The sequence below is a fragment of the Pseudarthrobacter quantipunctorum genome, assembly GCF_045291495.1.
Lineage (GTDB): Bacteria > Actinomycetota > Actinomycetes > Actinomycetales > Micrococcaceae > Arthrobacter > Arthrobacter quantipunctorum.
This window is the reverse complement of record NZ_CP148033.1, coordinates 2659570-2672939: the sequence shown is the minus strand read 5'-3', so window position 1 is coordinate 2672939 and position 13370 is coordinate 2659570. Positions and strand designations below refer to the sequence as shown.

At 64.5% G+C, this 13370-nt stretch carries 11 protein-coding genes and 3 tRNA genes; 10 read left to right on the top strand and 4 right to left on the bottom strand.

The genetic code is table 11. From position 1 onward, the window contains the following. Positions 1-31 precede the first annotated feature (31 nt). The 5 genes from dusB (at position 32) to WHH00_RS12145 (ending at position 4800) form a co-directional block, all read left to right on the top strand. Entirely contained in the window at positions 32-1210 is a 1179-nt protein-coding gene (dusB, locus tag WHH00_RS12165) for a tRNA dihydrouridine synthase DusB (protein ID WP_406633072.1), read from the top strand. Continuing rightward, positions 1194-2492 carry a deoxyguanosinetriphosphate triphosphohydrolase gene (locus WHH00_RS12160; RefSeq protein ID WP_231455322.1) on the top strand — a complete coding sequence of 433 codons (1299 nt, stop codon included), beginning with the start codon at positions 1194-1196 and terminating at the stop codon, positions 2490-2492. Before dusB ends, WHH00_RS12160 begins: the two co-directional genes overlap by 17 nt. A gap of 52 nt (positions 2493-2544) precedes the next feature. Continuing rightward, on the top strand, positions 2545-4479 hold the full coding sequence (gene dnaG / locus WHH00_RS12155; RefSeq protein ID WP_406633070.1) for a DNA primase: 1935 nt from the start codon (positions 2545-2547) through the stop codon (positions 4477-4479). 51 nt (positions 4480-4530) lie between these two features. Next, a tRNA-Asn gene (locus WHH00_RS12150) sits at positions 4531-4603 on the top strand. A gap of 124 nt (positions 4604-4727) precedes the next feature. Further along, positions 4728-4800: transfer RNA gene (locus WHH00_RS12145), tRNA-Asn, on the top strand. A gap of 53 nt (positions 4801-4853) precedes the next feature. On the opposite strand, the gene WHH00_RS12140 is transcribed toward WHH00_RS12145, so the two are convergent. From WHH00_RS12140 to WHH00_RS12130, 3 genes are all read right to left on the bottom strand, one after another. Then, positions 4854-5261, bottom strand: coding sequence for a hypothetical protein (locus WHH00_RS12140; protein ID WP_231455324.1), 408 nt, complete (start codon positions 5259-5261; stop codon positions 4854-4856). A gap of 85 nt (positions 5262-5346) precedes the next feature. Further along, positions 5347-5538 carry a hypothetical protein gene (locus WHH00_RS12135; RefSeq protein WP_406633068.1) on the bottom strand — a complete coding sequence of 64 codons (192 nt, stop codon included), beginning with the start codon at positions 5536-5538 and terminating at the stop codon, positions 5347-5349. Positions 5539-5542: 4 nt separating this feature from the next. Further along, on the bottom strand, positions 5543-6766 hold the full coding sequence (locus tag WHH00_RS12130) for a multidrug effflux MFS transporter (protein WP_406633066.1): 1224 nt from the start codon (positions 6764-6766) through the stop codon (positions 5543-5545). 177 nt (positions 6767-6943) lie between these two features. Between WHH00_RS12130 and WHH00_RS12125 the strand changes: the two genes are divergently transcribed. The 5 genes from WHH00_RS12125 to WHH00_RS12105 all read left to right on the top strand — a co-directional run bounded on the left by WHH00_RS12125 (position 6944) and on the right by WHH00_RS12105 (position 10894). Continuing rightward, positions 6944-7795: a phage holin family protein gene (locus tag WHH00_RS12125; RefSeq protein ID WP_406633064.1), complete on the top strand. Its 852-nt coding sequence runs from the start codon at positions 6944-6946 to the stop codon at positions 7793-7795. A 95-nt stretch (positions 7796-7890) separates the two neighbouring features. Then, positions 7891-8514 (top strand): CDP-alcohol phosphatidyltransferase family protein, encoded by a 624-nt coding sequence (locus WHH00_RS12120; protein ID WP_406633062.1) that lies wholly within the window; start codon positions 7891-7893, stop codon positions 8512-8514. Continuing rightward, positions 8514-9422 (top strand): DMT family transporter, encoded by a 909-nt coding sequence (locus tag WHH00_RS12115; protein WP_406633060.1) that lies wholly within the window; start codon positions 8514-8516, stop codon positions 9420-9422. Before WHH00_RS12120 ends, WHH00_RS12115 begins: the two co-directional genes overlap by 1 nt. A 130-nt stretch (positions 9423-9552) precedes the next feature. Then, on the top strand, positions 9553-10749 hold the full coding sequence (locus tag WHH00_RS12110) for a glycosyltransferase (protein WP_231455330.1): 1197 nt from the start codon (positions 9553-9555) through the stop codon (positions 10747-10749). Between the two features lie 71 nt (positions 10750-10820). Then, positions 10821-10894 (top strand) — tRNA-Ile (locus WHH00_RS12105). Here WHH00_RS12105 and WHH00_RS12100 read toward each other — a convergent pair. Continuing rightward, the gene (locus WHH00_RS12100; protein WP_406638587.1) at positions 10854-13274 is read right to left on the bottom strand and encodes an AAA domain-containing protein; all 2421 of its coding nucleotides are present in this window, start codon (positions 13272-13274) and stop codon (positions 10854-10856) included. The genes WHH00_RS12105 and WHH00_RS12100 overlap by 41 nt on opposite strands. Between the last annotated feature and the right edge of the window lie 96 nt (positions 13275-13370).

Here is a 13370-nt window from a genome sequence, read left to right as displayed (position 1 = left end):
CCGATTTGCCCGGCTTTGCAACAATGGACAGGTGACTGTTGCAGCAACTCCTCCCGCCCCCAAGCTGGAACTCCCGCCCCTGAAGCTGGGTCCCATCACCGTGGACACGCCAGTGATCCTGGCTCCCATGGCCGGCATCACCAACTCCGCCTTCCGCCGCCTCTGCCGTGAATACGGCGGCGGCATGTACGTGGCGGAGATGGTGACCTCCCGTGCCCTGGTGGAACGGACCCCGGAATCGCTGCGGATTATTTCCCACGACGACGACGAAAAGGTCCGGTCCGTCCAGCTGTACGGCGTGGACCCGGTCACGGTCGGCAGCGCCGTGCGGATGCTGGTGGAAGAGAACCGCGCGGACCACATAGACCTGAACTTCGGCTGCCCGGTGCCCAAGGTCACCCGCCGGGGCGGCGGCTCGGCCCTGCCCTGGAAGATCGACCTTTTCACCTCCATCGTGCAGACCGCCGTCAGGGAGGCGTCGAAGGGCAATGTCCCGCTGACCATCAAGATGCGCAAGGGCATCGACGACGACCATCTCACGTACCTCGACGCCGGCCGCATCGCCCGCGATTCCGGGGTTGCCGCCGTCGCCCTTCACGGCCGCACGGCCGCGCAGTTCTACTCCGGACAGGCCGACTGGTCCGCCATCGCGCGCCTCCGCGAGGCCCTGCCGGACATCCCAGTGCTGGGCAACGGTGACATCTGGTCCGCTGAAGACGCGGTCCGGATGGTCCGCGAAACCGGGGTTGACGGCGTGGTGGTGGGCCGCGGCTGCCAGGGCCGGCCCTGGCTGTTCGGTGACCTGCAGGCGGCCTTCGAAGGCAGCGACACCCGGCACAAGCCGAATCTGGGCCAGGTAGCCCAGGGCGTCTACCGGCACGCCGAACTGATGGTGGAGACGTTCGGTGACGAGGGCAAGGCGCTGCGGGAGATCCGCAAGCACATCGCCTGGTATTTCAAGGGCTACGTGGTGGGCGGCGAACTCCGCACCCGGATGGCGCTGGTGAACAGCCTCGAGGAGCTGCGCGCCGCCCTGGACGAACTGGACACCGCCTCTCCCTACCCGGGTGTCGATGCCGAAGGCCCCCGCGGCCGTGCCGGCTCACCCAAGCGCCCCGCGCTGCCGAAGGACTGGCTCGAGTCCCGGGCCCTCAACGCCGACCAGTCGCGGGACATCTCCGCGGCGGAACTGGATGTTTCCGGTGGCTGAGACGCGCACTGCCGCCCCCGTCCTGCCGGGCTACGACACCCACGACTCCGCCCGGTGGGTGGAGGAGCCGCCCAAGAACGTCTACCGCTCCGATTTTGAACGGGACCGTGCCCGGGTGCTCCATTCCTCGGCGCTCCGCCGGCTGGGCGCCAAGACCCAGGTGGTGGCACCGGACACGGATGATTTTGTCCGCACCCGCCTGACCCACAGCCTCGAGGTGGCCCAGGTGGGCCGCGAGCTGGGGCGTTCCCTTGGCTGCGATCCGGACGTCGTGGACACCGCCTGCCTCAGCCACGACCTCGGCCACCCGCCGTTCGGGCACAACGGGGAATCGGCGCTCAACGAGGTGGCCCACGCCATCGGCGGCTTCGAGGGCAACGCCCAGACCCTCCGCCTCCTGACCCGGCTGGAGCCCAAGGTGCTGACGCCGGACGGCCAGCCCGCAGGCCTGAACCTCACCAGGGCCAGCCTGGATGCGGCAGCCAAATACCCGTGGTCCGCGCTGGAAGCCCCGGTGATCCACGGCCAGCGGACCAGCAAGTTCGGCGCCTATGAGGACGATCTGCCGATCTTCAACTGGATCCGGGAGGGGGCTCCGGAGCGCCGCTCCTGCCTGGAAGCCCAGGTGATGGACCTTGCTGACGACATCTCCTACTCGGTGCACGACGTCGAGGACGCAATCGTGGCGGGGCACTTCCAGCTGCGCTGGATGGACAACCCGGACCACCGCGCCCGGGTGGTGGGGTACGCCAAGCAGTGGTATCTGCCGCACAACGATCCCGCCGCCATCGACGCCGCCCTGGCCCGGCTTGAAGCCACGGATGTGTGGGTCCGCGAGGCCGACGGCAGCCGCAAGTCCATGGCGGCCCTGAAAAACATGACCAGCCAGCTGATTGGCAGGTTCTGCCAGAGCGCGCTGGAAACCACCCGAGCCGTGTACGGTCCGGAGAACCTGACGCGTTTCAACGCCGAACTCATGGTTCCGGACGAGACCGTCATGGAGATCGCCGTCATGAAGGGCCTGGCCACCACGTTCGTGATGACCACCGAGCACCGCCAGCCCATCTACGAGCGCCAGCGGGAGGTGCTCCACGCCCTGGTCACGGCCCTGAGCGCCACCGGTGACCGCCACCTGGAACCGATGTTCGCGGCGGACTGGAGGGACGCGCCCGACGACGGTGCGCGCCTTCGCGTGGTGATCGACCAGGTGGCGTCGCTCACCGACGGCTCGGCACTGGCCATGTACGAGCGGCTGGTGGGGAGCCTGCCGTCGCTGTGGTGAGGAATCCCACGTGGCGCTCATCGCCGTCGTACCCCAAGGCTAGGATGGCTCTGTGCCTGGGCTGATCAAACGCGAAGATATAGACGAAGTACGCCAGCGCACGGACATCAAGGAAGTGGTTGACGGCTACGTCACGCTCAAGGGCGCCGGGCTGGGGACTTTCAAAGGCCTGTGCCCCTTCCACGACGAACGTTCCCCCTCCTTCACCGTCCGGCCGCAGGTTGGCCGGTACCACTGCTTTGGCTGCGGCGAGGACGGCGACGTCATCGCGTTCGTGCAGAAGCAGGACCACAGTTCGTTCCAGGAAGCCGTGGAGAAGCTGGCCGCCCGGATCGGCTACGAGCTGCGGTATGAGGACGGCGGAACCGGCCCCAACCGGGAGGAAGTGGGGCGCAGGCAGCGGCTGCTGGACGCCCACAAGATCGCCGACGAATTCTTCCGCGCCCAGCTGCTGACCCCAGGGGCGGCGGAGGCCCGGACCTTCCTGCACGGCCGCGGCTTTGACCGCGCGGCGGCGGAGCACTTCGGCTGCGGCTACGCCCCGCAAGGCTGGGACGCGCTCCTCAAACACCTGCGCGGGCGGGGGTTCACAGATGCCGAGCTGAAGCTGACGGGCATGTTCTCCGAAGGAAACCGGGGGATCTATGACCGTTTCCGCGGCCGCCTGATCTGGCCCATCCGGGATATCGCAGGGGACACCATCGGCTTCGGCGCCCGCAAGCTCTTTGAGGACGACCAGGGCCCCAAGTACCTCAACACCCCCGAGACCGCTCTCTACAAGAAATCCCAGGTGCTGTACGGCATCGACCTCGCCAAGCGCAGCATCGCCAAGGACAGGCAGCTGGTGGTGGTGGAGGGCTACACGGACGTGATGGCCTGCCACCTTGCAGGAATCACGACGGCGGTGGCCACCTGTGGCACCGCGTTCGGCACCGAGCACATCAAGATTGCCCGCCGCCTGCTCTCCGACGACGGCACCGGGGGAGAGGTCATTTTCACCTTCGACGGCGACGCCGCCGGGCAGAAAGCCGCGCTGCGCGCCTTCGAGGAGGACCAGCGCTTCACCGCCCAGACCTACGTGGCGGTGGAGCCCTCCGGCGCGGATCCCTGCGACCTGCGCCAAAGCAGGGGCGATGAAGCCGTGCACGCCCTGGTGCAGTCCCGCCGGCCGCTTTTCGAGTTCGCTATCCGGACCACCTTGAAGCAGTTCAACCTGGACACCGTGGAGGGGCGCGTCCAGGGCCTGAAAGCCTCCGTGCCGGTGGTTGCCGCCATCCGGGACGCGTCCACCCGGACGGGCTACTGCCAGGCGCTCACGGGCTGGCTGGGGATGCCGGACCCAAACGAGGTGCTGCGCCTGGTCACGGCAGAAGTCAAGAACGCCGGCAAGCGCGGCGACCAGGGCGGGGCCCCCGCTCCCCGGTCTTCCGCGCCGCCCTCTGCACCCGCAGCCGCACCAGGAGGTCCCGGCGTTGCTGCAGGGCCGCCGTCGGGAGCCGTGCCGTCCTACCACCGGCCCGACCCCCGGGACCCCGTAGCCTCCATGGAACGGCAGGCGCTGGAGGTTGCCCTGCAGGAGCCCTCGCTCCTGGTCGGCGGCGTCTGGGAACGCTTTTCGGCTGCCCGCTTTGCCACCCCCGCCTTCCAGGCCGTCCACGACGCCATGCGGGCCACTGACCCCGCCCTCGCCGCCGACCCCGTTCGGTGGGTTGAGCACGTGATGCACGAGGTTCCGGAACCGCTGCGGCCCCTGGTGTCCGAGCTTGCTGTTGTTCCGCTGCCGGCCAGCACCGAGGAAGCGGTACAGAAGTATTGCCGGGACATCCTCTCCCGGCTGTTCGAACTTCAGATCACCCGGGTCAAGGCGGACAAGATGGGCCAGCTCCAGCGGCTGGACCCTGCGGCTGATCCCGAAACCTACCAGCGCCTCAACCGCGAACTCATGTTGCTGGAGATGGAACGCCGGGCGCTCAGGTCTGATGCCTGACCCCGATTTCGCTTCCAGCGGGGGTCTTTGCTAGGCTAATACCCGCTTCATTCCTCCTTAGCTCAATTGGCAGAGCATTCGACTGTTAATCGAAGGGTTGCTGGTTCAAGTCCAGCAGGAGGAGCGCGCAATCCCCGTTCCGGCCTCCGGAACGGGGATTTTTTTATGCCGGACCCTGCCCTTCAGAGCGGTAGGGATGCCGATTTCACTTTGTCCGGAATCCTTTGCTAATGTCATACCTGCTTCATTCCTCCTTAGCTCAATTGGCAGAGCATTCGACTGTTAATCGAAGGGTTGCTGGTTCAAGTCCAGCAGGAGGAGCAACCCGAAAAAATCCCCGTTCCTCCCTTGGGAGGAACGGGGATTTTTGTTTTCTAGACGAAGTCCATTTCCACCTGGAGAAAGCGCTCGGCCTCCACAATGGCGGCCAGGAACGCCTCTTTCTCCGTGGGTGACTTCCGGGGCTGGCGGGGATTCCACTCGTGGGGAGCCGAATGGATGCGGACCACTCCGGTGTCTGGTGGCGCGTAGAAGATGCCGAAGCGCTGCACGGGCCATTCGGGGGAGGTCTCAGGGGCTACCAGCAACGCGGCGTTGAAGGCGGGGTTGAACCACTGCGCGATGGGCCGCCGGCGGTCCTCCGTGAACAGCCCAGCGGCATAAAGCGCTGCCGACTGTTCGCCTGCCTGGGCGCACAGCCGCTCCCACCACAGTGGCAGTATCCGGTTATCGCACCGTTGCCATGTGGCCGGAAGCGGCGGTTGTTCCTGCCAGGTGGGCACAAACACCATTTTATCGCGGCTACTCTGCAGTCGGCAGGTCATCCACGTCCGCCACACGCTTCGCCTGCTCCCGGTTGCGGCAGCGTCAGGGGCGGTTCCAGGGCCCCGGGTTGACCCGGTACAGCAGCGCCGAACCTGCAATCATGCCCAGGACAATGCCCATGGCGGGGTTGCCCATGGCCCGGCCAGCAAAATAGCCCGCGACGGCGCCAATCACCGCACCGAGGAAGAGTCCCCGGCGGTTGCGGTGCGGCCTGCGCTTTGAGGTGTCCTTCATGGCGTCAGTGGATCGAGGGAACGGTACGTGGGCGGACCACCAGCCACAGGGCTGCCATGGCAAGCAGGATGCACGCTCCCTGCACCGCGCCCATGGGGGCGGCGCTGGTGATGCCCAGCCAGCCGACAACCGGGGAGATGAGCCCCGCCATCATGAACGTCGAGAATCCGAGCAGGGAGGCTGCGGTGCCGGCCTGGCCCGCATGGCCGGCCAGGGCGAGCACCTGTACGCAGGGGAACATGAAGCCCGTCCCCAGGATGTAGAACCACAAGGGAACCAGCACGCCCCAGAGGCCGAACCCCAGCTGGTCGAACACCACGATCAGCGTGGCCATCACGAACATCCAGGCAGTGGCGGCAGCAATGATCCACTGCGGCGGCACCCGGCGGATGAGGCGGGAGCTGGTTTGGATGCCCGCAACGATGCCCAGGGAGTTGATGCCGAACAGCAGGCCGTACTCCTGGGGGGAAAAGCCGAAAACGTCCTGGAACAGGAACGGGGAAGCGGACAGGTACGTGAACAGGCCGCCAAAATTCAGCCCCGCTACAAACAGCAGCCCAACGAATATCCTGTCGCTGAAAAGGATCCGGTAGCGCTGGCGGGCGGTCAGGCCGCTCTGGCGGCGCTTTTCGGGCGGCAGGGTCTCGCGGACCAGGAACAGGGCCGAGACGATCACCAGGGTCCCGTAGGCGGCAAGGAACACGAAGATCCCGGGCCACTCCATCACCAGGAGCAGCTGTGAACCGATCACCGGCGCCAGGATCGGTGCCAGGCCGTTCACCAGCGCCATGCGGGAAAACATCTTCACCATGGCATAGCCGGAAAACAGGTCCCGGACCATTGCCATGGCCACAACGCCGCCGCCGGCAGCGCCCACGCCCATCAGGACACGGAAAATGCCCAGGGTGGTGATGTCCGTGGACAGGGCGGCACCCACGGACGCCGCTATGTGCAGTGCTGTTGCCATGATGAGCGGGGTCCGGCGCCCGAACCTGTCACTGAAGGGGCCCACCACCAGCTGGCCGATGGCGAAACCCACGGTGGTGCCAGCCAGGGTCAGCTGGACCTGGGCCTCGGTCACGCCGAGGCTCTCCTCCAGGGCCGGGAACGCGGGAAGGTAGAGGTCGATCGTGAACGGACCCAGCGCCGTCAGGGCGCCGAGCAGCAGGATGTAAAGGAGTTTCCGGCGGCGGCTCAAAAGGTCGCCCGGATTGCTGGGTATGGTCACGGAGATCAATCCTAGGCCCGGCGCTGCCTAATTTTGCAGCGTTGTAGGGCACGCCGCCCGGCAAGCCCCGAAGTTCTCCCTTAACCTGAATGATAGTTTTGGTGCGGGGACTGTGCAGCTGCACTTTCCTGCAGCATACGGAAGCCGATTCGACCCATAACCAGTAAGGCGGAACCGATGAGCGGACGTCACAGCGGGCGTACCAGCCAGGGATTGCGCATCACTGCGCTGCCCAGGACGCTTAAACTCCTTTTCCGGTTGGCGCCGCGCCAGCTCAACGACGAAATCGCCTTCGCGAAGATCGAGCTCAAGCGCAAGGGAATCCAGGTCGGGGTTGCCGCTGCCTTTTTCGCCGTCGCCCTCGTTTTCCTTCTCTTCTTGGTGGTAGGCCTCATCGTCGCAGCCATCATGGGGCTGGCAACCATCATGCCCGCCTGGCTGGCCGCCCTCCTGGTGTCCGCGGCCTTCCTGCTGATAGCGCTGATCGGCGGCCTGATCGGCGCCCGGAAGTTCAAGAAGGCCATGCCGCTCATGCCGGAGGAGACCATCCGCGGCATCAAGCACGATATCGGCGTGGCCAAAGAAGGCTCCGCGTTCAATCCCGCTGTTCTTGATCCCAACAGCCCCGAGGCCAAGGCTGCCAAGGCCGCAAAGGATGAAGCGGCTGCCAAGGCCAAGGCCGAGAAGGCAGCCAAGGCCGCTGAACACGACAAGGAATTCCCGCACGCCTCCGAACCCGAGCTGGTGCGCCGGCTCAGCCAGCGCCGCCACCACCTCACCGAAGTGCGCGACGAACTCGGCACCGAACTGGACGTCAAGACCCAGGGCAGGTACCTGCTGGCAACGGCCCAGGACAAACTGCGGGAAGGCCAGGCCCTGGCCGGCCACGGCCGGGACATTGCCGGGCAGAAGTTCGCAGCATTGTCCGGATCCGCAGACCTGGAACAACGCTGGAAGCCGCTGGCAGCCTTCATCGCCGCGGGAACCGTCTTCCTGGTCCTGGTGCGCAAGCTCCTCCGGACGTACTAGCACCAGTAGCGGGCGGGCGTTCCGGCGGCCCGCGGAAGTTCAGAGAAAAACGGCAATAACGCTCGCAGGGGGCAGCAGGAAGGAAGGGGGACGGGGTGAAGTTCATTGGTGCCGGCTCCCGTCCCGGACGCCCCCAGGTGGACCACGACCTCGTGTTCACCATTCCCAACCTTCTCACCGTGGTGCGTTTCATGGGGGTGCCGCTCTTCATTTGGCTTGTCCTGGGCCAAAAGGAATACGGTGCCGCCGTTGTGGTGCTGGCCGTCATGGCCAGCACCGACTGGGTTGACGGGTACATCGCCCGCCGCTTCGACCAAACCTCGAAACTCGGCAGGGTCCTGGACCCGATCGCCGACCGCCTGGCGCTCATAGCGGTGGCTGTCACGCTGGTGATTGCCGGCGTCGTCCACTGGCTCTACCTGGCCGCCCTGGTGATCCCGGACGCTGTCCTGCTGACCATGACGCTGTTCTTCTTCCGGGGCCACCCGGACCTTCCCGTGAGCGTGGTGGGCAAGGTGCGCACCGGCCTGCTGCTGCTGGGAACCCCCCTGCTGGTCCTCTCACGGCTGGACACAGGGTTCCCCACTGAGTTGTTCGTCGCCGCGTGGATAGTCCTGGGCCTGGGCCTGGTCGGGCACTGGATTGCTGCCTACAACTACTTCTGGGCCATCCTGCGAAAGGGCAGAATGCAGGCACATCACGACGACGGGGCCGCCTGATGGTGTGGGTGGCAGTCGGTCTTGCGCTGCTTGGCGCCTTCTGCCTCGCCCTTGGTGCGCAGCGCCAGGGGAGTGCCGTCAAAGCTGACACTGGCGGCCTTGCCCTGAGCTCCAACGGCTTCCTGCGCCTGCTCCGGAATCCGCGCTGGGTGTTCGGCCTGCTGTTGCTGTGTGCCGGCATGGCCATGAACGCCGTGGCGCTCGTTTCTGCCCCGCTTACGGTTGTCCAGCCCATCGGCGCCATCGCCCTGGTGATCACCACGATCATCAATGCCAAGGACCAGGACCTCACCATCAACCGGGCAACCGTGGTGGCCATCGCGGCGTGCGTGACCGGCTCTGCGCTCTTCGTCCTCCTGGCTGTCAACGTCACGCAGGAAAACCACGACGTAACCCTCGCCGACGAGGTCACCATCGTGCTGCTGCTGGCGCTCGCCGTCGGACTCTTCGGCACCCTGGCCGTCATGTTCAGGCACCGGATCAACGCCTTCGTCTATATCCTGGGCGCCGGGGTCCTTTTCGGGTTCGTGGCCGTCCTGACCCGGATCATCGGCAAACACCTGCTCGATCCGAACGGGCTGTTCCTGCTGAACGTGCAGTGGTACTCCGTGGTGGCCCTTATCGCGGCGGGCGGGCTGGGGTCGTGGTTCGTCCAGAGCGCCTACTCGTCGGGTCCGCCGGACCTGGTGATCGCAGGGCTCACCGTGATCGATCCGCTGGTGGGCATAGCGATCGGCATTGTGATCCTCGGGGAACTGCGGCCGGATGTCCACGCCGTGATGGCCATTGCCATGGGAACAGCCGCCTCCCTTGCTATCGTTGGGGTGATCGCCCTTTCCAGGCACCATCCTGAGGTCACGAAGCGCAAGAAGGACGCGCGGAAGGCCGTGGGCAGGGCGAGCCGCTAGCCACTGTCCGCCCGATCCCATCCCACATTCCGCAAGCAAGATTCACCACGAGGCCAGGCGCCACCGCGCCAGCGGCCAACTGTGCTGCCAGTACATGCTGTCCGCACCGTGACCATCAGGAGCTCTCCACGTGACCACGCCCGCAGACCAGCGTCCCCTGACCATCCTGATCGCTGCAGACACCTATCCGCCGCACATTAACGGAGCGGCGCAGTTCGGCTACCGCCTGGCCAAGGGAATGACCGGCCGCGGGCACGACGTCCACGTGCTGGCCTGCCGGGCGGATAACGGAAAGAGCTTTACGGAGTTCCGGCCTGAGGGGACCGTCCACAGGCTCCGTTCCCACGGTGTCCCCACTCACGAGTACTTCCGCATTTGCCTTCCCTGGGAGATCAAAAAGGAAATCAGCCTCCTTTTTGACCGGGTGAAACCGGATGTTGTGCACATCCAAAGCCACTACATGATCGGCGAGCACGTCCTGTACGAGGCCGTGAAGCGCGGCGTGCGGATTGTTGCCACCAACCATTTCATGCCGGAGAACCTCAACCCGTTCCTGCCGTTTCCGCAGTGGTTCAAGGACATTATCGGGAAGATCTCCTGGAAGGACATGGGCAAAGTGATGGGCAAGGCGGACGTGGTCACCACGCCCACCCCGCTTGCCGCCAAGGCCATGCACCAGCACGCCTTCCTGCGCAAGGTCCTGCCTTTGTCCAACGGTATTGACTCCGCCGCCTACGAACTCCAGCCCGGCGAGCAGATCGAACCCCATGAGCACCCCACCGTGATGTTCGCCGGTCGGCTGGCCGAGGAAAAGCACGTGGACGTGCTCATCGAAGCCGTCAGCAAGACTCCGCCGGAACTCAACGTCCACCTCGAGATTGTCGGCGGCGGGGAAGTCCGGTCCTCCCTGGAAGACCTGGTCCGCCGGCTGCGGATGACCGACAGGGTGAAGTTCCTGGGCCTCGCCAGCGACGAGGAACTGCGCCGGGCCTATATCCAGGCCGACCTGTTCTGCATGCCCGGCACGGCCGAGCTGCAGTCGCTGGTCACGCTCGAAGCGATGTCCGCCTCCACCCCTGTGGTGCTGGCCGATGCCATGGCCTTGCCGCACTTGGTGCGCGACGGCGAAAACGGCTACCTGTTCACGCCGAATGACAGTGATGACCTTGCCAAGAAGATCACCATGGTCCTGGAGTTGCCGGCGGACCAGCGCGCCGCCATGGGCCTGGCCAGCCGGCAGATGGTGGAACCCCACAGCATTGAGGGCACGCTGCAGACCTTCGAGGACCTGTACCGTGGAGCGCGCTTCGAGGACAAAGTGGTCTGAACGCTTTCCCGGATTTGCTAGAGTAATTTTGCCCTGCCACCGCGTACCGATCGCGGGCGGTCCGGGCATGGGGGGCTATAGCTCAGCTGGTTAGAGCGCGGGACTCATAATCCTAAGGTCCTCGGTTCAAGTCCGAGTAGCCCTACTTTCTGATACCGGCCGTTGGGCAGGGCCGTCGCAGCCGAGAGCCGCTGGCGAATCAGATGCGGTTCCCCGCTTCCGGTGGTCGGTAGCCGCAACAGCTGGATCCCGTGCGTGCGGCAGATCTCGTCCTTCAGGTGGTCCCTGGCCTTCTGTGTCTGGTCGGCTTCATGGAAGGCAAACCCGTCAACCTCGATCGCGAGGACCGGCCTGTTGGTGATGCGGTTGTAAACCATGAAGTCAACGCTGGCCCGGTTCCGGACAAAGGTGGCCTGCTTGGCGGTGAGCCTGGACAGGTCAGGCAGCAGGTTACCCAAGAGGACCTGCGGGGCTACGGCCAAGTCCTTGAATGGCTCCTCGGCAATTATGTCCAGCAGCACTGTCCACATGATGTTCTCGGAAGCGAAAGTGGAAGTTGTCTGCAGCCGGGCGGCTAAAGGCTGAAGCGCTGCTGAATATTCTTTGTACAGGAGGTCGAAAACAGAAAGGACCCCACTCTCGAAGACACCGTCGTCTGGATCCTGGTAGTGGATGAAATGGACCAGGTCACGAAGATGGCGGCTGGCAGGGAGCATGTCGTGGTTGGTCACCAGGACAAAACGCTTAATAGCCCGGGATACCGCTACGTTGACCAGCTGTGGGCTATCCACGAAGTCGACCCCGGAGTTCCCGTCCCTGGTCTCGTCCAGGACCGTGCTCATTATGATGATCTCTTTTTCACGGCCCTGGAACTTATGGACTGTGTCAGCCTGGATGGTGTTGAGCAGGGCATCCGCCACTTTGTCCACTTGCCTGCGGTACGGGGTGACCACGCCGATATCCTCGTGCCGGGTGCCTGAGCAGAACCGTTCCAGCACTTCCTTCGCAATGACATCGGCTTCGCGCTGGTTGGTCCGCCCTCCGCCCAGGTGCTGCCGCATGTGATTGCCGGGGGCCGTGCGCACCACTGCAAGTGCCGTCCCTTCCGGTTCACTCTTGGTGTAGGGCACAAGCTGCCCGCCGTAAAACTTCCTGTTGCAGAAGTCGATGATCGCAGGATCGCAGCGGTAGTGTTCGCGAAGCATCGTCCGGGGAACGTCGGCCCCGAAGCGCTCGATGATAGAAGACAGGATGTTGTGCCGCCCGTAGTCGTAGCTCGGCGCCGGTGCTGGGCTGGCACGTTTGGCAGCTCCCAAGTCTGCGATGTGTTGAAGCTGCTGCAGGTCTCCGACGACTATCACATTGCGCGCGCAGGAGAGCGCCAGGCCTGCGGCGAGCAGGTCGACTTGGGAAGCCTCATCGATAATCAAGTAATCGAACAAGTATCCGTTATGGACGCTTCTCCGCAAGGAGTGGCAAGTACTCAGCACCACTGGATAGCTGTTGGTAAACGACGTGAACTGCCGGAGGTAGGAGTTGTCTGTGTAGTCTTGTGGCCGGACGCCGGCATAGCGGCGATACAGACTTGCCTTGAGCGACTCCTGCGATACGTGCCGCAATTCATCCTCGAGCGCGGCAAAGTCGTTTTCGGCCAGATGTATGGCGGCCTGCTCAATCTGCTTATCCAATTCCGCAATCTTGATGTCGTAGTAGGCTGCCTGAAGACGCATGACTACGTCGGTGTCACCGTGATCTATGGCCCGGGTCGATCCGTACCGGAAACGGCTCCTTATTTTGCGAAACAGCCGTCGTAGCGGGGCCTCGTTCGCTGGAATTGAAGCTGTCTCAGCCAGGAACTCAAGGATGCGGCTGGACGGCCCCTGCAGCAGGGCCAGGGCCGGCAGGGGAGCCAGATCGTGCTTGGCGACGTGGCGGCCGAAGTGGCGCTGTTCAAGCCTGTAGGCATCCAGTTCCTGGCGCTTTACTGCCAGTTCCCTGGCCACTACTTGTAACCGCTGCAGGCGCGTGTCGAGTTCCGATATCCCGCCGGCGTCTGGCATTGCGACAGGCGACGCTCCAGCGCAGCGTTGCATAGCCCTATTCTTGGCGTGCTGTTGCTCGAAGAAATCGCGTCTTAGATCGGTCCGCCTCAAGTCTGCAACAACGTGACCGAATCCCTCCTTGGCCAATTTGTCGCGAACGTTTTCCACGGCGGCATTGTTAGAGGACACGATGCCCACGCTCTTCCCCGGGTAGCGAATGATGTTTGCCACCAGGTTGAGGATTGTCTGTGTTTTTCCCGTGCCCGGCGGTCCGTCGATCACTGAGATACGGTGGGTGAGACCCTTTCTGAGGGCTTCCCGCTGGCTGAGGTTGGAAGAGAACGGAAAGATATAGCCCTCACCCTCAGCCTCAGGATCGGGAGCGTGCCCGTGAAGGTAGAGATTGAGGACGCTTTCCTGCGGGACTGTGCGAAAGTTCGCGTAGGGTCCGCGCAGTGGATCGTCCTGCGCCAAGTGGGACACAACGTCCTGCCAGTAGCTCAGGATCTTGTGTGCATCACTCCCGGTGCCAGGGTTTTGGGCGATGCTGACTTCTTCATGACGACACGTCCGGTATCT